The 19,702-nt window shown below is 66.6% G+C and carries 17 protein-coding genes; 7 read left to right on the plus strand and 10 right to left on the minus strand.

Annotation, left to right across the window (positions count from 1 at the left end):
• Window positions 1–73: 73 nt before the first annotated feature.
• The 4 genes from BLU29_RS07615 to BLU29_RS07630 form a co-directional block, all read right to left on the minus strand.
• A complete protein-coding gene (locus BLU29_RS07615; RefSeq protein WP_091061005.1) occupies window positions 74–1,375 on the minus strand; it encodes a GTP-binding protein in 1,302 nt (433 codons plus the stop codon).
• Window positions 1,376–1,436: 61 nt separating this feature from the next.
• Window positions 1,437–2,342 carry a sulfate adenylyltransferase subunit CysD gene (cysD, locus tag BLU29_RS07620; protein ID WP_091056411.1) on the minus strand — a complete coding sequence of 302 codons (906 nt, stop codon included), beginning with the start codon at window positions 2,340–2,342 and terminating at the stop codon, window positions 1,437–1,439.
• 138 nt (window positions 2,343–2,480) lie between these two features.
• The gene (locus BLU29_RS07625; RefSeq protein WP_091056413.1) at window positions 2,481–3,140 is read right to left on the minus strand and encodes a phosphoadenosine phosphosulfate reductase family protein; all 660 of its coding nucleotides are present in this window, start codon (window positions 3,138–3,140) and stop codon (window positions 2,481–2,483) included.
• On the minus strand, window positions 3,137–4,855 hold the full coding sequence (locus BLU29_RS07630) for an NADPH-dependent assimilatory sulfite reductase hemoprotein subunit (protein ID WP_091056415.1): 1,719 nt from the start codon (window positions 4,853–4,855) through the stop codon (window positions 3,137–3,139). The genes BLU29_RS07625 and BLU29_RS07630 overlap by 4 nt, the downstream gene beginning before the upstream one ends.
• A gap of 71 nt (window positions 4,856–4,926) precedes the next feature.
• Between BLU29_RS07630 and cobA the strand changes: the two genes are divergently transcribed.
• Window positions 4,927–5,712, plus strand: a complete 786-nt coding sequence (gene cobA, locus BLU29_RS07635) for a uroporphyrinogen-III C-methyltransferase (RefSeq protein ID WP_091056416.1) — start codon at window positions 4,927–4,929, stop codon at window positions 5,710–5,712.
• Between the two features lie 69 nt (window positions 5,713–5,781).
• Here the strand turns inward: cobA and BLU29_RS07640 are convergent, their stop codons facing one another.
• Both BLU29_RS07640 and BLU29_RS07645 read right to left on the minus strand, forming a co-directional pair.
• The gene (locus BLU29_RS07640) at window positions 5,782–6,594 is read right to left on the minus strand and encodes a hypothetical protein (protein WP_091056418.1); all 813 of its coding nucleotides are present in this window, start codon (window positions 6,592–6,594) and stop codon (window positions 5,782–5,784) included.
• Window positions 6,595–6,729: 135 nt separating this feature from the next.
• Window positions 6,730–8,400: a mucoidy inhibitor MuiA family protein gene (locus BLU29_RS07645; RefSeq protein WP_091056419.1), complete on the minus strand. Its 1,671-nt coding sequence runs from the start codon at window positions 8,398–8,400 to the stop codon at window positions 6,730–6,732.
• A gap of 154 nt (window positions 8,401–8,554) precedes the next feature.
• Here BLU29_RS07645 and BLU29_RS07650 point away from each other — a divergent pair, with 154 nt between their 5' ends.
• Complete coding sequence (locus BLU29_RS07650) at window positions 8,555–8,854, plus strand: Dabb family protein (RefSeq protein ID WP_091061008.1); 300 nt, start codon at window positions 8,555–8,557, stop codon at window positions 8,852–8,854.
• Window positions 8,855–8,876: 22 nt separating this feature from the next.
• On the opposite strand, the gene BLU29_RS07655 is transcribed toward BLU29_RS07650, so the two are convergent.
• Window positions 8,877–10,433, minus strand: a complete 1,557-nt coding sequence (locus tag BLU29_RS07655) for a sialate O-acetylesterase (RefSeq protein WP_091061010.1) — start codon at window positions 10,431–10,433, stop codon at window positions 8,877–8,879.
• A 78-nt stretch (window positions 10,434–10,511) separates the two neighbouring features.
• Here BLU29_RS07655 and BLU29_RS07660 point away from each other — a divergent pair, with 78 nt between their 5' ends.
• Window positions 10,512–11,354: an SDR family NAD(P)-dependent oxidoreductase gene (locus BLU29_RS07660; protein ID WP_091056421.1), complete on the plus strand. Its 843-nt coding sequence runs from the start codon at window positions 10,512–10,514 to the stop codon at window positions 11,352–11,354.
• Here the strand turns inward: BLU29_RS07660 and BLU29_RS07665 are convergent.
• Complete coding sequence (locus BLU29_RS07665; RefSeq protein ID WP_091056422.1) at window positions 11,332–12,837, minus strand: excinuclease ABC subunit UvrC; 1,506 nt, start codon at window positions 12,835–12,837, stop codon at window positions 11,332–11,334. The two genes, BLU29_RS07660 and BLU29_RS07665, sit on opposite strands and share 23 nt — an antisense overlap.
• Window positions 12,838–12,876: 39 nt before the next feature.
• Between BLU29_RS07665 and BLU29_RS07670 the strand changes: the two genes are divergently transcribed.
• Both BLU29_RS07670 and holA read left to right on the plus strand, forming a co-directional pair.
• Window positions 12,877–14,187 carry a CinA family nicotinamide mononucleotide deamidase-related protein gene (locus tag BLU29_RS07670; protein ID WP_091056424.1) on the plus strand — a complete coding sequence of 437 codons (1,311 nt, stop codon included), beginning with the start codon at window positions 12,877–12,879 and terminating at the stop codon, window positions 14,185–14,187.
• A gap of 137 nt (window positions 14,188–14,324) precedes the next feature.
• On the plus strand, window positions 14,325–15,446 hold the full coding sequence (gene holA / locus BLU29_RS07675; RefSeq protein WP_091061012.1) for a DNA polymerase III subunit delta: 1,122 nt from the start codon (window positions 14,325–14,327) through the stop codon (window positions 15,444–15,446).
• An 11-nt stretch (window positions 15,447–15,457) separates the two neighbouring features.
• Here holA and BLU29_RS07680 read toward each other — a convergent pair whose 3' ends face one another.
• Both BLU29_RS07680 and BLU29_RS07685 read right to left on the minus strand, forming a co-directional pair.
• Window positions 15,458–15,805, minus strand: coding sequence for a hypothetical protein (locus BLU29_RS07680; protein WP_157693701.1), 348 nt, complete (start codon window positions 15,803–15,805; stop codon window positions 15,458–15,460).
• 6 nt (window positions 15,806–15,811) lie between these two features.
• Complete coding sequence (locus BLU29_RS07685; RefSeq protein WP_091056427.1) at window positions 15,812–16,498, minus strand: class I SAM-dependent methyltransferase; 687 nt, start codon at window positions 16,496–16,498, stop codon at window positions 15,812–15,814.
• Between the two features lie 167 nt (window positions 16,499–16,665).
• Between BLU29_RS07685 and purB the strand changes: the two genes are divergently transcribed.
• Both purB and BLU29_RS07695 read left to right on the plus strand, forming a co-directional pair.
• A complete protein-coding gene (gene purB, locus BLU29_RS07690; RefSeq protein WP_231962331.1) occupies window positions 16,666–18,138 on the plus strand; it encodes an adenylosuccinate lyase in 1,473 nt (490 codons plus the stop codon).
• A 218-nt stretch (window positions 18,139–18,356) separates the two neighbouring features.
• Window positions 18,357–19,616 (plus strand): 6-phosphofructokinase, encoded by a 1,260-nt coding sequence (locus tag BLU29_RS07695; RefSeq protein ID WP_091056428.1) that lies wholly within the window; start codon window positions 18,357–18,359, stop codon window positions 19,614–19,616.
• The last annotated feature ends 86 nt before the right edge of the window (window positions 19,617–19,702 follow it).

Genomic DNA, 19,702 nt, shown 5'->3' on the forward strand with positions numbered 1-19,702 from the left:
GCGATTTGATGGAGATTGGGTGGCGTGAGTGCAAATTCGCCTGCAAGCAGGCTCCTACAAAATCATCGCGAATTCAGATCATGAAGTCGCCGCTCTCGGGTTTCACAGCCTCGTGCGACGGCAGCAACATGCCGGCGGCGACGGTGGCGTTGGTGCCCGGCTCGATCAGGATGAACGAGCCCGTCAGGCGGTTGACCGCGTAGCTGTCGTAATACAGCGGCTTCGAGACGCGGAGGCGGATCTCGCCGAGGTCGTTTACCGTGAGCGCGGCCGGCGCCGGCTCGGGATCGAGCGTCTCGATGTTGAGCCGGTGCTCGATGTCGGCTACGACGGCCTGCACGGTGCTGGTCGTGTGCTTGAGGAAATATTTTTTGCCGCGCTCGAGCGGGCGGGAGTGCATCCAGCAGACCTTGGCGTGCAGGTCGGTGCCGGTGCCGGCGGGGTTGTCCAGGCCGACGATCATGCTGCCGCGACCGGCGTCGATGTCGTCCGCGAGCACGAGCGTGACCGACTGCGGGCAGAACGCCTCGGGCACGCTGCCGTCGTAGGTCCAGATTTCCTTCACGGTCGTCACGAGACCGGCGGGCAGGACGAGGACCTTCTGGCCGGTGCGCACGATGCCGCCGGCGATCTGGCCGCTGCAGCCGCGGAAGTCATGGAGCTGGGCGTCGGTCGGGTTGTTCGGGCGGTTGACCCATTGCACGGGCAGGCGGAAACCGTTCAGGTTCCAGTCGCTGCCGATGTGCACGCTCTCGAGGTGGCCGAGCAGCGTCGGTCCGGGATACCAGGGAGTGTGGACGGAGGGCGTGACGACATTGTCGCCGTGGAGCGCGCTGATGGGGATGAACTTGACGTCCTTGATGTCGAGGCGCGGCAGGAAGGCCTCGAACTGCTCGCGGATCTCGTTGAAGCGCGCCTCGCTCCAGCCGACGAGGTCCATCTTGTTGATCGCGACGACGAGATGCGGGATACGCAGCAGCGACGCGATGGCGGTGTGGCGGCGGCTTTGTTCGATCACGCCGAGGCGGGCGTCGACGAGGATGACGGAGGCGTTGGCGTTGCTGGCGCCGGTCACCATGTTGCGCGTGTATTGGATGTGGCCCGGGGTGTCCGCGATGATGAACTTGCGCTTCGGCGTGGCGAAGTAGCGGTAGGCGACGTCGATCGTGATGCCCTGCTCGCGCTCGGCGCGGAGGCCGTCGGTGAGATTGGCGAGGTTGATCGCGCCGCCGCCGGTGATGTCAGCCGAGCGCTCGAGCGCCTCGATCTGATCCTCCATCAGCGATTTCGAATCGTAGAGCAGGCGGCCGATGAGCGTGGACTTGCCGTCGTCGACGCTGCCGCAGGTGTTGAAGCGCAGGATGTCGACCGGCAGCGGCGCGGCGGTGGTGGCGGCGCGGGCGGGCGAAGTGGTGGGTGATACGAGCACGGACATTTTAGAAATAGCCCGCCTTCTTGCGGTCCTCCATGGCCGCCTCGGAGGCCTTGTCGTCGGCGCGGGAGCCGCGCTCGGTGACGCGCGCGGCGGCGATCTCGGTGATGATGTCGTCCACCGTCGCGGCAGGCGACTCGACCAGGCCGGTGCTGATGATGTCGCCAATGGTGCGAACGCGCACGACGAGGTCGCGGACCGTCTCGGTGGGCTTGGGCGGGAGAATGTCGTTGACCGGGAGCCACTGGCCGCCGCGGCGCACGCACTTGCGGGTGTGGCTGAAATAGATGCTGGGCACCTCGAGCTCCTCCTGGCGGATGTATTCCCACACGTCCATCTCGGTCCAGTTGCTCAGCGGGAACACGCGCATGTTGTCGCCCGGGTTGAGCCGGCCGTTGTAGAGGTTCCAGATCTCGGGGCGCTGGTTCTTCGGGTCCCACTGGCCGAAGCTGTCGCGGAAGCTGAAGAAGCGCTCCTTGGCGCGGGCCTTCTCCTCGTCGCGGCGGGCGCCGCCGATGCAGGCGTCGAAGCGGTATTCCTCGATGGCGGCGAGCAAGACGGGGATCTGCAGCCGGTTGCGGCTAACCTCGCCCGGCGCCGGCGTGGCGGTGCCGCGGGCGATGGCGTCCTCGACCTTGCGCACGATGAGCTTCGCACCCAGCTGCTTCGCGCGGCGGTCGCGGAACTCGTTCAGCTCGGGAAAATGGTGGCCGGTGTCGACGTTGAGCAGCGGCAGCGGCAGCTCCGACGGGCGGAACGCCTTCTCCGCGAGACGCAGGAGGCAGATGGAATCCTTGCCGCCGGAGAAGAGCAAGGCGGGGCGCTCGAATTCGCCCGCGACCTCGCGCATGATGTGGATCGCCTCGGTTTCGAGGTGCTGCAGGTGATCGAGATGGTAGCTGGTCGGCATGGACGATGAAGAAGCGTTTTCTTTGGAGGCGGAACCATCAGTTCCGCGAGGCAAGGGCGGCACGGCCGTAAACCCGCGGGACTGATAGCCCCGCCTTCAGTTTATAAGAAGGCGAACGGGACATGGAAGAACGTTTCGTCAGGCGTTGACCGCCTGTTTGCCCCAAGCGGCGTGCAGGCCGCACTCGCGCTTTTCGTCAGCCTTGGCGGGATCGAAGTAATCCCACTCGTTCGGCAGCCCGTGCTGCGCGAGGTAGGCCTCGAGGTCGGCGTCGGTGGCGTAGAAAAACGGGCTGACCTTGAGCGCGCCAAAATTTTCGTCGAGTGACACGATGTCGAGGCCGGCGCGGTTCGGGTTCTGCACCTGGCGCAGCGCGGTGAGCCAGACGGTCGGCGCGAGCTCGCGCATGCCGCGCTGGAAGGGCTCGAGTTTCATCAGCGCGCTGAACTTCTTCAGGCCGGCCTCGTCCTCGGTCGTCGGGATCGGGCCATGGACGGCGTCGCGGTGCGCGGGTGTCAGGCGCGGGAGGAAAGGCTTGAGGTTGAGGCCGAGCGACGTGCGCAGGGCCTCGGCGTGCCGGTAGGTCGCCGGGCGGTTGTAGCCGTGGTCGACCCAGAGCACCGGGATGTCGGACTGCACCTGCGTCGCGACGTGCAGGATCGCGGCCTCGTAGGGGCGGAAATTGGTGGAGACGATGGCGCGGCCGCCGGCCTGGGCGACGGCCCAGCGGACGATCTCGAGCGGCGACTTGGCGCGCAGTTCGGCGTTCCAGCGGGTGAGGGCGGCGGTATCATTCATGTGGAAAGGGGAGCGGGAGCGGCATCCCCTGCCGCTCCCGCCTTGATTTGTTCGGGCAACACAATCCGCGAACAAAAGTCGCCGAAGCGCTCGCCGGGCCAGCGCTCGTCCCGCCAGCGGGTGAGGAGCGGACGCAGCTCGGCCTCGATCTCGGCATCCTTGACCGTGTCCTTGAACACGCGGTTGAGGCGCGTGCCCGCGGCGTTGCCGCCAAGCCAGAGCTGGTAGCGGCCGGGGGCCTTGCCGACGAAGGCGATCTCCGCCATGTAGGGACGCGCGCAGCCGTTGGGGCAGCCGGTGGAACGGATGATGATTTCCTCGCCGCCCAGGCCGAGTTCGCCGCCGAGTCTCTCGATGCGGTCGATCAGGCCCGGCAGCATGCGCTCGGACTCGGCGAGCGCGAGGCCGCAGGTCGGCAGCGCGGGGCAGGCCATCGAGGCGGCGTGCAGCAGGGAGGTCTGGTTCTCCACCTTGACCCCGTGCGCAGCCAGCAGCGCCGTGAGGCCGGCGCGGTCGGTATCGGGGATGTTGGCGAGAATGACGTTCTGGTTGGCGGACAGCCGGAACTCGAGGTGCGGGAATTTTTCCGCGACCTGGCGCAGGGCGGTTTTCATCGCATGGCCCGGGACGTCCTTGATGCGGCCGGTCTCGACGAACAGGGTGAGGAACTGCGAGCCGTCGACGGCCCGATGCCAGCCATAGAGGTCGCCCATGGTGGAAAATTCGTAGGGGCGCACCGGGCCGAGGATGAGGTTGGCGCGCCGGTTGATCTCGTTGCGAACGAAATCGACGCCCCGGTCCTCGAGCACATATTTGAAGCGCGCATGCTTGCGGTTGGCGCGGTCGCCAAAATCGCGGAAGGTCGTGAGCACGGCCCTGGCAACTTCGATCAGATTCTCCGGTTTCACGAAGCCGATCACGTCGGCCAGCCGCGGGAACGTCTGGACGTTGCCGTGGCTGCGGCCCATGCCACCGCCGACCGCGACGTTGTAGCCGATGAGCCGGTCGTTTTCGACGATGGCGATGAAACCGAGGTCGTTGGTGAACACATCCATGTCGTTCACCGGCGGCACCACGAAGGAGATCTTGAACTTGCGCGGCAGGTAGGTCTGGCCGTAAAGCGGGTCGCTGAAATTTTTGTTCTCCTCGGCCTCCAGGTTGAGCTGGACGTTGTCGATCCAGATGGCGTGATAGGCCTTGGTTACCGGCGCGAGGGCGTAAGCGGTGCGCAGCGCATCGGCGTAGACATTCTCGCGGGCCTTGGTCGTTGCCGGCGTGGGTGAGGCGGTGACGTTGCGGTTCACGTCGCCGCACGCCGCGAGGGTGGACAGCAGCGACTCGTTGATTTTTTTGATCAGCGGCCCCAGCCCGGATTTCACGACGCCGTGAAACTGGATGCACTGACGCGTGGTGACGCGGAGGGTGTTGTTGCCGTGATTGGTCGCGAGGTCATCGAAAACGGTCCATTGCTTCGCGGTCATGACGCCGCCGGGGATGCGGCTGCGGATCATCATGATGTATTTCTTTGCGGTCTTGCGCAGGTCGCGGTCGTCCTGCTGATAGATGCCATGGAATTTGGTAAACTGGGTGTCGTCCTCCGAAAAACGGTCCGTAGTAGCATCGGCCAGCGTCGCGGCGATTCGTCCCGCGAGGGTGGGATCGTTCTGTTTGAGCAGCTCGTTCTTGCTGACAGGCGCTGGTGTATTTTCAGGCATGACGCAGAGAACGGTTGCACTTGTTTGCCAACGGGTAAAGTTGAATCAACGTCATACTGACTAAAGTAGTCATGTTAAATGCAAGCACATCATCCGCAAGGGGTTTTGTCTGGCTCATTGGAGCCGGTCCGGGTGCACCCGACCTTGTCACTTTGCGCGGACTGCGGTTTTTACAGGCGGCTGAAGTGGTGGTCTATGATGAGCTGGTCAACCGGGAGCTGCTGGCGCACTGCCCGCCGGGCTGCGAACAACACGCGGTTGGAAAACGTGCCGGCTGCCACAGTGCCACCCAGCCCGAGATCAACGCGCTGCTGGTCACCCTGGGCGCGGCCGGCAAAAAGGTGGTCCGCCTCAAGGGTGGCGACCCGCTGATTTTCGGGCGCGCCGGCGAGGAGATCGCGGCCCTGCGCGCCGCGGGCATTCCGTTTGAAATCGTGCCGGGCGTGACCGCCGCCACCGCCTCGGGGGCGGCGGCCGGATTGCCGCTGACGCACCGCGATTATTCCTCGGCCGTCGTTTTTGTCACCGGCCACCAGTGCGCGGCCAACACGTCGGCACTCGACTGGGGCGCACTCGCCAAGCTGCGCGCGACCCTTTGCTTTTACATGGGCGTGCGCCGGCTGCCGGAGATCGCGCAGAATCTTCTGGGTCACGGCATGACGGCCGACATGCCGATCGCCGTGATCAGCGAGGCCACGCTGCCGGCCCAGAAAATCCTCACGGGCACGCTGCGCGACGCCGAAAAACTTTCCGCCGGCCTCGCCGGGCAGCCGGCGCTCGTCGTCATCGGCGAGGTCGTGCGGCTGTCGTCCTTCGCGGCCGAGCTGCCGCGGCTGCACGCGCAGGCCGTGAAATAAACGAACCGACGGCGAGGTCGCCGTCGCTCCAGAACGCATGGAGCGCGGGCGACCCCGCCCGCGAGATTGTCACCCCGCCTGTCGCCAGCGGTCGGCCAGGATGTCCAGCAGCAGCGGGTGTTCGACGACGAGCTTCGTCATGTGCGTCTTCAATCCGGGGTGCGCCGCCTCGGCCGCGCGGCAGATCTTCGCTACGTCGCCGTCGTGGCCGGCATGACGTCCCGGCAGCAGGAATTGCATCGCCACGACCACGCGGCCGGCATTCCACGGGGGTTCGGCCAGCAGATCGGCGAGGAGCGGCTTGCCGAAATCATATTCGGGCCCGGCGCGCCGCTCCATGCTGGCGGGCGTCACGGCGGCGACGCGTGAGCCGAGCAGACCGGCCACCTGTTGGGCGAGTTCGTTGCGCACGGCGGTGACGGCTTCGACCGGGCTGCCATGATCCACGAGAGCGACCCGGCCGGTGTCGGTTGAATCGAGCTCATCGCGGACATGCTGGGCGAGGATGTGCGCGAGCCGGTTGTCGCGGGCGGCGTGCAGCGGGGGGGCGATCTTCAGGCGCAAGGCAGGAAACCTCGGGCGCAGCCGCGCCAGGTTTTCCGGCAGATATTCCGTCAGGGCGCGGCTCGGACCGAAGAAGAGCGGCAGGAGGATGAAGTCGTTCTGCCCCGCTGCCAACCGGCGCTCGAGCGCGGGAAACACGATCTCGGCCGCTTCGCCGCCCAGAGCTTTCGGATCGATGCCCGACGAGTGCAGCAATGACACCGGGGTCACGGGCCGACCGAGTCGCCCGGAAAGCCGGACCGCCAGCCCCCGCAGGGCGAGGGTGGCGGCGGGCTCGAGCGAGCCGTTGTCAACGAGGAGGGTGAGCGACTCGGCCATGCGTGGTGGCGCGGATCCTTCAATCGCGCTTTCAGATGTCAAACTGTAGGGCGGGGTCACCGCACCCCGCCTCGAACGTGATGATATACTCGCCGAAAGGCGGGGTGCGGTGACCCCGCCCTACAGCATCGGCTGTTATTCGATCCCGGTGACGTTCACCTCGTTCGGATACTCGATGGCAAACTTCACGGTCAGCTCGCGCTTCTCGCCGGGCTTGAGGTCGAGCGTCCACTTGAGCGTGCCTTCGTCGGTCGGCTTCAGTTCGCTGGCGCTCGGCGTGAGCTGCTTCACGACGATCTTTTCGTTGCGCGAGAGCGGAATCTGGTCGGCCACGATGACGCGCTCGGCGGTCCGCTTGTTGTTCTGGATCGTGATCAGGTATTCGTAGGTGATGCGCTTGCCGGAGTTGGTCAGGCCGGTGTCCTCGGTGAACTTGTTCACGCGCTTGTGCTTCACGCTGATGCCCTCGTCGGCGCCGAGCGCCAGGTCGAACTTCTCGCCGGACATCACGGTGCGCAGCGAACTGGTGGCGACGAAGGTGCCGTCGAGGAACACATTCATGGCGCCGGCGAGCAGCGGGAAGTCGGAGTTGTTGACGACCTTGGCGGTCAGGTAGGCCGTCGCGAGGCGCTTCGGCACGGTGAGATATTCGGGATTGGCGGTGAGCTTCACCGCGGTGATTGGCACCTTTTGCGGCGAGTTGTCGCTCGGCACCGAAGAGGCGACGGCGATCTTGAACGAGGCGCTGGTCGCGCCGGACTCGATCGTGGCGGAGGCCATCTCGGCGTCCTTCATTTCCATGGGGGCGTCGTTGGTCAGCGTCTGCATGTTCACCGCACCGGCCATGGCCGGTGCCGGGGCGTAAGCCGCCTTGGCGGACATCTCCCGGCGGCGCTCATTGTCCGCTTGCTGACGCAACAGGATCGGATTGAACACATCGACGTTCCACACGGTCAGCACGGGGGCGGCACCACCGAGGCCGGGGCGGGCGGTCGAGAGCGTGAGGGCGACATCCTTCCAGTCCTCGCCGGTGCTCTGGCGGACAATGCCGAAGTAGCCGAGCGCCACGGCGCGCTCGCCGCTCAGCACGCGGGCGTCGTAGCTCGGCGCCCAGCTGGCGCCGGGGACGGTATAGGAGAGGGCCACCTCGAGATTGCCGGCCTGCGGGGCGGAGACGCGGACGGTGACGGTCTTGAACGCCCGGCCCCCGGAACCGCGCAGCTCGTTGAGCTGCTGCTGCACGGTGTTGATCTTGTTCGCCAGTTCCTCGCGCTGTTCGTCGAGCGTCGCACGCTCGGTGACCAGCTTGGCCTTCGCCTCCGTCAGGTAGTTGAGCGAGCTGGTGAACTGGTTGAGGTCGGGCCGCGGCACGTCCTTGGTCGGCGGGGCGAAGAGCGCGGTCTCCATCTTGTCGAGCATGACCTGCTGGGTGTTCAGCAGGTTGGCGCGGTCGTCGAGGCCGCGCACCTGTTTGCCGAGGCCCTTGAGCTGGTCTTCGAGCTCCTTCACGCGGGCGTTGGGCGTAAAGTCGACGTAGGTTTGCTTCGCGCTGACATCGAGGATGAGCGCCTGGGCCGTGCCGCGGCCGCTGACCTGCAGCGAACGGTCGTCGAGCGCCTGGGGCAGGTTGGCGAAGACGAGCTCGGTGGCGCCGCCGGGCAGGTCGACGGTGGCGGAGCGCGTGACGACCGCGCGGTCGGTGTAGACCGTGACGGCGGAGATGGTGGAATTGACCGGCGCGGCGCCGAGACAGAGGACGGAGGACAGAAGACTGAGAACAGAGAGGAAACGAAGAGGAGAATTCATGGAATTAATGGGAGGGAGTGGGGGTATGACGGACGATGCTCCGGTATCTTAGGTCGAGTGTGGCCGCGCGCGCGGTCAAAACAATCAACAACTGGTAAAACCGGCCCACTCGGCGTTTGCCTCGGGCCGGGCCCTCGTGTTGGTTTCCGGCGCCATGCTGTTCCACAACGTCTATTTCTGGCTCAAGCCCGAACTCACCCCGGCCCGGCGCGTGGAATTCCGGCGCGGCGTGGAAACCCTCACGGGCATCAAGAGCGTGATGAAGGTCACGGTCGGCGCACCGGCGAAGACCGGGCCGCGCCCGGTGATCGACCACAGCTACGACGTTGCGCTGATCGTGCAGTGCCGCGATGTCGCGGCGCACGATGCCTACCAGGCCGATCCGATCCACCTGGCGTTCATCGCCAAGTTCAAGAGCAGCTGGACCCGCGTCCAGATTTACGACTCGGAGTAATCCGTCCTACCGTCCTCGGGCGTCACCAGTTGTCCGTGCGGAAAGGCGTGGCGGGCAAACCGGCAAAATTGAAAAGGCCGGCGGCCGGGCTGTTGGCCCACGCATAGCGAACCGCGACCGGCTCCGGCACATCGGGCGAAGACACAATCACCGTGTCGCCCTCGATGCAGGCGTTCGCGGGGTGGAAAATCCTGTTGGCCCCCGCGACTGCAAAACCGGCGAGCGGTTCCGTGTGCGCGGCGAGCCCGGTGGCGTGGGAGAATTTCACCCGAAGAACGGCGCCCTCCCGGGCGGAGGATGCGTAGACCGGGCCAGACGATTCGCCGCCGTGGCCATAGGTTTTCGCTGCGGCGATGAGAGCCAGCCGGCGGCCAACTTCCTGCTTGTTGCCCGGGTGGATGTCGCCCGGGTTGCCGATGTCGATGATCACCGCCATGCCCGTGCCCGGCAGCATAAGCGTCTGGGACTGGGCCTCGCGGAGAAAGGCGTAGGTCTCGCCCGTCGCGTCGGATGGCACACGGTAATTGGCGAGCTGCACGAAATAAAACGGGAAGTCGTCGCGGCCCCACGTCCGGCGCCACTGCCTAATCAGGGCGCCGAACAGCGCGCGATACTCGGCCGCCCGCCCGGCGTTGCTCTCGCCCTGATACCAGAGCACGCCGCGGAAGGCCGCGGGCACCAGCGGCGCGATCATGCCGTTGAACAGGCCGCGGGGCGTCCATGAATCCCCCGGGCCGCGCGGCATCCGGGGCGGGTGGTTTTGTTTCAGGAAAGCGGCGTGCGCCCCGGCGCCGGCCGCCTTGGCGGCCGCCTCGGCTTGGCGCCAGGCGGCGAGGGCTTCGCCGGCGATAATTTTCTTTGCGGGATAATCGGCCAGCATCTGTTGCCAGCGTTCATCCACGACGTGGAACGCCGGGTCCGACGCCAGCGCCTCGGCACTCATCCATGACTCGACAGGCGTGCCGCCCCAGCTGCTGTTGATGATTCCGATGGGCACGCCGAGCGTCCGGTGCAGATCCCGTGCGAAGAAATAGCCGACGGCGGTGAAAGTGCCCACCGTTTCGGGCGAGCACACGGCCCAGTTGCCGCGGCCGGTGTCGGCCGGCTTCTCCGCCACGGCGCGCGCCACCTTATACTGCCGGATGAGGGGGAAGTTTGCCGCCGCGACCTCGGTGCGGGCCTGGTCCAGGTGGAAGATCCTGCTCGTGGGATCGTAAACGGGGAACTCCATGTTCGACTGGCCGGAGCACAGCCACACCTCGCCGACCAACACGTCGGCCACGCGCACCGTGTTTTTGCCGGTGATCACGAGTTCGGCGGATCCGGTGCTGGCGGCGAGGGGCGCGAGCCGCGCCAGCCAGCGGCCGTCGGCGCTCGTGGTTACCCGCTGGTGCTGGCCGCGGAATGAGACGAGGACAACTTCGCCCGGATCGGCCCAGCCCCAGACCGGCACGGGTTGGTCACATTGCAGCACCGCGTGGTCTTGGAACAGTGGCGCCAGCGTGACGTCGGCCCGAAGGACGCCGAGGCCGGCGAATCCAAGGCAAAACCAAGCAAGACGGGAGAGGGAGCGGAGCATGCGGGCAGGATAGACCGGAGACAGGGCGAAACCGCGCAAAATTCTGTTCATATGCTTAATCCTGTCTATGGCTGAGTCATGCCCACCCTCTCCGGCCAGGTCATCATCATCACCGGCGCTTCTGCTGGCATCGGTGAGGCGGCGGCCCGCCGGCTCGCCCGTGGTGGCGCGAAGGTCGTGATCTCCGCGCGCCGTCCCGACCGGCTCACGGCGCTCGCCCATGAGCTGGATCCCTCGGGAGCAAACGTGTTGGCCGTGCCTGGCGACGTGACCAGCGACGCCGACCGCCGGAAGCTCGTCGAGGCCACGCTGCAGAAATTCGGCCGGATCGACGGCCTCGTGAACAACGCCGGTTACGGCACGCGCGGCCCTGTCGAGATCGCGCCGGTCGACGCCATCCGGAAAAATTTCGAGACCAACCTCTTTTCCCTCATCGCCCTGACCCAGCTCGTGCTGCCTCCCATGCGCGAACGCGGCACCGGCTGCATCGTCAACATCGGCTCGGTGGCCGGGAAGATCTCCCGCCCGCTCTCGAGCATCTATGATTCCACGAAGCATGCGCTCGAGGCCATCACCGACGGCCTGCGCGGCGAACTCAAGCCGTTCGGCGTGCGCGTGACGCTCATCCGGCCGGGGTTCATCCTCACGGAGTTCGTGGAAGCGGCCAACGCCGCCTCGACGGAGGTCATCGCCCACGCCGGGCCCTACGCACCCTTCTACAAGGGCTACAGCGAGAACACCGCGACGATGCGCCGCATTGCGGGCGTGCCGGACGACATTGCCCGGCTGGTCGAGCGCGCATTGACCGCCGACAACCCGGCGCCGCGCTACAGCGGTCCGCTGCACGCCAAGATATTCCTGCTCCTAAAATGGCTCCTGCCCGACCGGACGCTGGAATTCATTGTGCGTCTGCGGAAGTGACCGGCTTGGCCGTCGCGAGGAAGACGTGGAGTTGTTCGGCAAATTTTTTGCCGAAGCCGGGGACCTCGGCGATCTGTTCCGCGGAGGCCGCGCGCAGTTTGTCGAGCGAGCCGAAGTGGACGAGGAGGGCCGCCCGCCGCTTTTCCCCAAGGCCGGGGAAATCGTCGAGGATGCTCTCCTTGATTTTGCGTGAGCGCAGGTCGGCGTTGTAGGTATTGGCGAAGCGGTGCGCCTCGTCGCGCAGGCGCTGCAGCAGGCCGAGGCCGGGGTTGCCAAGCGGCAGGTTGAGCGGCGCACGGTCGTCGGGAAAGATGATCGTCTCCTGTTTCTTCGCCAAGCCGATCATGGCGGGCGGCATGCACTCGAGCCCGACGAAGGCCTTCAGCGCCGCGGCGACCTGCCCGCGCCCGCCGTCGATGACGACCAGGTCGGGAAACTGCTTCTGCTCGGCGATGAGCCGGCGGTAGCGCCGCGACACGACCTCCTCCATGGCCTTGAAGTCGTCATTGCCGATGAAGCTCTTGATCGAGAAGCGGCGGTATTGGTCCCGGTCCGGCCGGCCGTCGGTGAAGTGCACCATCGACGCGACGACGAACGTGCCGCTGATGTGCGAAATGTCGAAGCACTCCATGTGTGCCGGTGGTGACTCGAGCCCGAGCGCGGACTGCAATTCCCTGAGCGCGGCCTGGTTGGGCTGCAGCTTGGTCAGGTCGCGGGTGAATTTCCGGGTGCGCGCCAGCGTCTGCTCGAGCGCCAGCACGACATCGCGCAGCTCGGCGGCCTTCTCAAATTCCTGTTTGGCGGCGCGCGCGGTCATTTCCTCGCGGAGCGACGCGAGCCATTCGCGGCTCTTGCCGTCGAGGAAAGCGCACGCCTCGGCGACGCGCGCGCGGTATTCGGCGGTGGTGACGGTGTTGGGCCAGCCGTAGAGCTCGGCGCGCACATCATCGTAGAGCTGCCAGGTGTCGGGCGCGGTTTTCTTCGGGTGGGTGTCGGCGAGCAGGATGCCGAAACGCTGGCGCATCGTCGCGAGTGTCTTCCGCAACAGGCCGGAGTGGGCGAAGGGCCCGAAGTAGCGCGAGCGGGTGTCCTTCTTGAAGCGCGTGAGTACGAACCGCGGCAGCTCGGCGTCCAGGTCCAGCCGGACAAGGAGGAAGCGCTTGTCGTCGGTGAAGTCGGTGTTGTATTTCGGCCGCCACTGCTTGATCAGCTTGCCCTCGAGCAGCAGCGCCTCGGTCTCGGACTTCACCTCGAGGATCTCGAGGTCGGTGATCATCTCGATCAGCGTGCGGATCTTCGGCTGGTGGCGCAGCGCCCGCTCGCGGCCGGCCTGGAAGTAGGTGGAGACGCGCTTCTTCAGGCTCTTGGCCTTGCCGACATAGATAATGCGGCCCAGCCGGTCCTTCATCAGGTAAACGCCGGGCCCGTCCGGGAGGGCCCGGATCTTGGCCCGGAGGGCTTCGCTGTATGCGGGGGCTGGCATTTTGGGAAAAACGAGGTAGGTTGCGCCCCCACACACTGTATGGCCACCTCGGAATCGTCAAAACCGCGCGCGCCCATTGCCGCGCCCCGCTACGAATTGCTCACGCTGGGCGATGAGCTGCTGCTGGGGCTGACGGCCAACGGCCACCTGACGTGGATCGGCGCCGAGCTCGGCCGGCGCGGCGTGCTGCTGGCGCGCAACGTCACCATCACGGACGAGGCCGACGCCATCGCCGAACAATTCCGCGAGAGCTGGGCGAAATCGGCCGTCATCATCACCACCGGCGGGCTCGGGCCGACCTGCGACGACCGCACGCGCGACGTCCTCGCGCAGGCGCTGGGGCAGAAGCTGGTGTTCGACCCGGCCATCGAGCGGGCGATCACGGAACGCTTCGCGAAGTTCAACCGCGTTCCGACCGCCAACAATCTCAAACAGGCCTACAAGTTCGAGCGCGGCGAAGTGCTGCCCAACGCCAACGGCACGGCGCCCGGCCTCTGGGTCGAGCAGGACGGCAAGGTGCTCGTCATGCTGCCCGGCCCGCCGAACGAGCTGCGCCCGATGTTCACGGAGCAGGTGATCCCGCGGCTCGCCGCGCGCGGCCTGCTCGCCGAGGGCGAGGCCTACATCCAGATCCGCACCGCCGGGGTCGGCGAATCGGCCCTCGAGACCAAGTTCCAGCCGCTGTTCGACCGGCACCCCGGCCTCGGTATCGCCTTTTGCGCGCATCTCGGCCAGGTGGACTGCCGCATCAGTTCGCCCGACGGCAAATATTCGATGACGGCGCTGCGCGCGCTGGCGGAAGACTGCGCCGGCCTGTTGGGCGAGGACTTTGTGTGCTTCGGCCATGACAGCATGGTGAAGGTCGTCGCCGACCAGCTCCGCACCCAGGGCCGCACGCTGGCGGTGGCCGAGTCGTGCACCGGCGGCCTGCTGGCGAACTCGTTCACCGACGTCTGCGGCGCCTCGAAGTTTTTCCAGGGCGGTATCGTCTCCTACAGCAACGACTCGAAGATGCTCCTCCTCGACTGCCCGGAGTGCCTGCTCTCGCAACACGGTGCCGTCAGCGCCGAGTGCGCGGTCGCCATGGCCACCGGCGTGGCCGAGCAACTGGGCGCCGATTACGGCGTGGCCATCACCGGCTTTGCCGGGCCCACCGGCGGCGCCGGCGACAACCCGGTCGGCACGATCTACGTCGGTTTGCACGCTCCCGGCGGCGACTGGACGAAGAAGCTGACTTATCCCGGCCCGCGCTGCGCCGTGAAGGAGCGCGCCGTGACCGCCGCCATCGACTGGCTGCGCCGCGAAGTGGTGAAGGAGTCGCGCCGGGTGGCGGTTCCGCTGGCGAACTGATCGGGTAGGGCGAAGGTGGAGCCTGACCTCCGGGCAGGCTGTATGGGCGAACGCACCGAAAACCCGTCCAGAGGCCGGGTTCCACCCCGGAAAAATCTGCGTGCGCTTTGGCGCGTTTCGTGGGCAAATCCCCGCCCATGCCCGCCGCCACCAAAAATTTCGCGATCTTCTGCGGGCCGGATGACTTCATCGTCAACCGGCTGGGCAGGGAGCGGTTTGAGGCGCTGGCGTCCGAGGCAAACGCGGACGACTTCTCCCGCGAGATCATCAGCGGCTTCGCCAACAACGTGGACGAGGTCGAGACCGCGGTGAACCGTTTCCGCGACGCCGTGCAGACGGTCCCGATGTTCGGCGGCAAGCGGGTCGTGTGGTTCAAGGACGTCAATTTTCTCGCCGACACCGTGACCGGTCGCGCCGACGGCACGCTGAAGCAGGTCGAGGCCTTGCAGGAATTGCTGGAGAAGGTGAACGCCGAGGAAGTGGTGATCGTTGTCACCGCCGCCCCGGTGGACCGCCGGCGCTCGTTTCCGAAGTGGTGCGAGAGCAACGCGGATTTCACGCTGGCCGGCGGCGACGGCGAATCGGCCGGCGAGGCCCTGGCGGGTGTGGCGCTGGCCGAGGCGCGCGACAGCGGCGTGACTTTCGGGCCCGGCGCGGTCGAGCTGCTGCTCTCCAAGATCGGTCCGAACACCCGGCTCCTGACCGAGGAGGTGCGGAAGCTCGCCACCTTCGTGGGCGAGGGCGGCGTCATTGGCGACGAGCAGCTCGACGAACTCACGCCGAATTTTGCCGAGGGCGACTTCTTCGCGTCGGCCGAGCGCTTCTTCGCCGGCGACCTGTCCGGCACGCTGGCCGCCCTGCAGCAGCATTTTTTCAACGGCAACGACGCCCGCCCCGTGCTCAGTGCGTTGCAGAACCGCAACCGCATCCTGATCCAGGTGCGCGTGCTGCTCGACACCGGCGAACTGCGCGCGCCCGGTCCCTACGGTTTCGACAAGGCGGCGTGGGCCCGCGCCCAGGGCGCCTACGCGAAACATTTCGGCGGCGACACCGAGAAGAGCGCCTACAACCTCTTCACGCAGAACCAGTGGTATGTCGGCAAGCTGGTCGGCACGGGAAAACTGCCGGGGCTGCGCCGGTTGATCGACAACCAGCAGGAGTTCATCCGCGCGTTCGAGGAGATCATCCGCCGCCCCAACGAGCAGGAGGCGGTGCTGCGCGACATGGCCGTCCGCTGCCTGGCGCCCGGCGTGATCTAGGCCGGCGGGGGTCAGATTTCCTCGAAGATGTTCGTGCCCGCCCCGCCCGCGGTGTCCCACTGGGAATTCTCCTCGAGGCGCAGGCGGCCCGCGGCCGAGCGGGATATCCGGGCGGTCGAGCTGCCGCCTTGCACGACCTGGTCCGCGGTCACCTGCACATAGCGGAAATGGAGCAGGTCACCCTCCCACACGCCCGCCAGATAACCGGTCATGATTTTGCCGCCTCGGTAGGGCGCGGTCACCACCCGGCCCTCCTGGTGAAAATCAAAGATGGTTTCCCGCCCGACCACGCCGTTGGCCGCCGTGGTGATCACGTGCATCTTCACGCCATTCAGCGAAGCGGGCGGTGATTCAGGCATGGTGCGTCACTTGATCCCGCCGAAGATCACGAAGGGGATCTCGCGCCAGAAGCACTCGGGGTCGGCGAAGCCGGCCTCGCCCACCAGGCGCAGTTCGGTCGCGAGCGGCGGATAATAATCCTCGTGGGCCCAGCTGGCAAAATGCGCCCGGGCCTGCGGCTCCGTAATGCCGTGCGGCGCCATGGCGTTGACCCATTCCTGATAAGAGAACTCGCGCAGCACGCCGCCCGCGGCGATGGCCGTGTCGGCATTGAGGAAAGCTCTGCCCGGCCGCAGTGCGGCGAAGATGTTCCGGTAGATGGCGCCCTTGGCAGCCATGTCCTTCACGTGGTGCAGCGCAATGCCGGCGACCACCGCGTCGCATGGCGTCAGGGGATTCGCAAAGGAGCGCTCCACATAACGGATGCGGCCGCCAAAGCGCGCACAGCGCTCGCGCGCCACCGCCAGCATGGCCGGGTCGGTGTCCCAGATCTCCACCTCGGCCAGCGGCAGCGTCTCCGCGACGGCCTCGGCCAGCGCGCCGGTGCCGCCGCCGAGATCGAGCACCACGCTGCGCCGGTCGGCGGGCAGCAGCTTACGCAGCAGCGCCATGTGGGCGGTGCGCATCGCCGCGTAACCCGGCACGAGCTGGCGGATGAGCTTGTCGTAATCGGCGACGTTGAGCTTGAGGTGTCCCTCGACGGAATGGGCCATGGGGGTAGTTGAAAGTTGAAGGATGAAAGTTGAAAGACCGAAAACTGTAGGGCGGGATCACCGTATCCCGCCTCGATCAGGATATCCTGGTCGCACGCAGGCGGGATGCGGTGATCCCGCCCTACAGTCTTGCCAGACCCGCCGGGTCAGCCTAACCGTTGCGCGCCGTGAAGCCGCAGAACCCTCCCGCCGAAACCATCCCCAACGTGCTCGCCGAGCGCTACGCCTCGCCCGCGATGAAAGAGACCTGGTCGGCGACGGGCCGCATCCTGCTGGAGCGCGATTTCTGGATCGCGGTGATGAAGGCGCAGAAGGACCTCGGCGTTGCCATCCCGGCCGAGGCGATCAAGGACTACGAGCGGGTGCGCGGCGACGTGAATGTCGAGCGCATCAAGGAGCGCGAGCGCGTCACCCTCCACGACGTGAAGGCGCGCCTCGAGGAATTTTCCGACCTGGCCAAGCGCCAGTTCATCCACCTCGGCCTGACCAGCCGCGATTTGACCGAGAATGTCGAGCAACTGCAGGTGGCCCGCTCGCTGCAGCTCGTGCAGTTCAAGGTCGCCGCCACGCTGCTTGCGCTCGCGAAGCGCGCCGCGCAGCACCGCGACGTCATGATCACCGGCCGCACGCACAACGTGCCGGCGCAGCCCACGACCTTCGGCAAGCGCCTCGCGATGTTCGCGCAGGAGCTGCTCATCGCCGGCGCCCGCCTCGACGACCTCGTCGCGCGCTACCCGGTGCGCGGCCTCAAGGGCGCCGTTGGCACGCAGCTCGACCAGCTCACGCTGCTCGGCGGCGACACCGCCAAGGTGGACCAGCTCGAGGCGCGCATCCTGAAGCATCTCGGGTTCAAGGCGTCGCTCGGCGCGGTCGGCCAGGTCTATCCGCGTTCGCTCGACTTCGACGTGGTCAGTGCGCTGCACCAGGCCGGCGCGGCCGCCGCGAGCTGCGCCACCACGCTGCGGCTCATGGCCGGCGCCGGGTTGCTGACCGAGGGCTTCCAGGAAGGGCAGGTGGGCTCGTCCGCGATGCCACACAAGGTCAACGCCCGGAACTGCGAGCGGGTCTGCGGCTTCTCGACGATCCTGTCCGGCTACGTCACGATGACGGCCAACCTCGCCGGCCACCAGTGGAACGAGGGCGACGTGTCGTGCTCGGTCGTGCGCCGCGTGGCGCTGCCCGACGCGTTCTTCGCGATCGACGGCCTGCTCGAGACCTTCCTGACCGTGTTGCGGCAGATGGAGATTTTCCCGGCGGCCATCGCGGCCGAGAACGAGCGCAACCTGCCGTTCCTCGCGACCACGACGATCCTGATGGAGGCGGTGAAGGGGGGCGCGGGTCGCGAGACGGCGCACGAGGCCATCAAGGAGCACGCGCTGGCCGCGGCCAAGGCGCTGCGCAACGGCGGCCCGTCTTCGCCCAAGGGCTCCGCCGCGGCAAGCGAGGCCAGCCTGTTGGATCGCCTCGCGGGAGATAAAAGGATCAGTCTGACCAAAAAGAAGCTGCAGGAAATCCTCGGCCAGAACGAACGCTTCGTCGGCGCCGCGCCGCATCAGGTCGACGCCCTCGTGGCCGCAGTCGCGCCGCTCGCCAGGAAGCACAAGGGCGCGGGGGACTACCGGCCCGGCAAGCTGCTGTAAGGCTGCGCATTCCGACGAAAATATTTCCCGCCCGGAAGACATGGAAGGAGGGTTTCCGTCCCGGGGCGGGTCCGGGGCCGTGCGAAAGGCGCGCTCTTTCGCGGCGGCGCGCGACATTAATTTTTCGCCGGCCCAAGGTTTTAGTTTGCCAGCATCAAGAGCGGCGCCTTTTTTGAACCCTCTTTTCGTTTCTTTAACAGCTTTAACCACAACACACCATGGCAGAAGAATTAACCGGTAATTGTCTCATCGGCCAGTCCGGCGGCCCCACCGCCGTCATCAACGCCAGCGTCGCAGGCGTTGTCGCCGAGGCCCTGAACCATGCCGCCATCGAGGAAGTCTACGGCGCGCTCAACGGCGTGCTGGGTCTCCTGGGCGAGGATCTCGTCGACCTCGCGGCCGAATCGCAGCAGGCCATCCGCGGCCTCCGCTACACGCCCGGTGCCGCCCTCGGCACCTGCCGCAGCAAGCTGAAGAAGCCCGCCGAGTTCGAGCGTGTGCTCGAGGTGTTCAAGGCGCACAACATCCGCTACTATTTCCACCTCGGCGACGGCGACTCCCAGGAGACCGCCACCAAGCTCGTCGAGCTCGCCAAGGCGCAGAACTACGACCTCCGCGTCATCGGCATCCCGAAGACGATCGAGAACGACCTGCCCGCCACCGACCACTGCCCGGGCTACGGCAGCGCGATCAAATACATCGGCGCCACCGTCAAGGAGCTCGCGCTCGATGCCGAGGCCATGGGCCAGGGCGACCTCGTCACCCTCGTAGAGGTCATGGGCCGCAACTCCGGCTGGCTCGCCGCCGGCGCCTCGCTGGCCAAGCGCCGCGACCACCCGAACGATCCGCCGCACCTCGTCTATCTCCCGGAAGTTCCCTTCACCAACGAGAAGTTCCTCGATGATGTCCGCCGCGTCCTCAAGCGCGAGAAACACGCCGTGGTCGTCGTCGGCGAGGGCCTCGTGGACAAGGACGGCAACTACGTGTCCGTCGAGACCAGCTCGACCGATGCGGCCGGCCACACGCAGCTCGGCGGCGTCGGTGAGTTCCTGAAGGATCTCATCGAGTCGCAGCTCGGCGCCAAGTGCCGCGTCGCCCGCCTCGGCATCACCCAGCGCTCGGCCGCCCACCTCGCCTCGAAGACGGACGCCGACGAGGCGTTCCTTGCCGGCCAGGCCGCGGTCAAGGCCGCCATCGCCGGCGAGACCGACAAGCTCGTCACGCTCGTGCGCGGCGACGGCGACAACTACACCTGCGAGACCGGTCTCTCCGCCCTGGGCGACGTCATCGGCAACCCGAAGCGCCTGCCCAAGGAGTGGATCAACGAGGACGGCGTCAGCCTGAACTTCCAGTTCTTCCGTTACGCCACCCCGCTCATCCAGGGCGAGGTCACGGTGCCCTACGACAACGGCCTGCCCGCCTACGCGAAGCTCACCAAGGAGTCGGTCGACAAGACCCTCCCGGCCTACGAGGGCTGAGTCGGAAAAGTTTCAAACCAAGAGCCGGCCCGCGAGGGCCGGCTCTTTTTGTTAGAGGCCGGGCGAGTCCCCCCGGATGAGCCGTT

The sequence above is a fragment of the Opitutus sp. GAS368 genome (assembly GCF_900104925.1).
GTDB lineage: Bacteria > Verrucomicrobiota > Verrucomicrobiia > Opitutales > Opitutaceae > Lacunisphaera.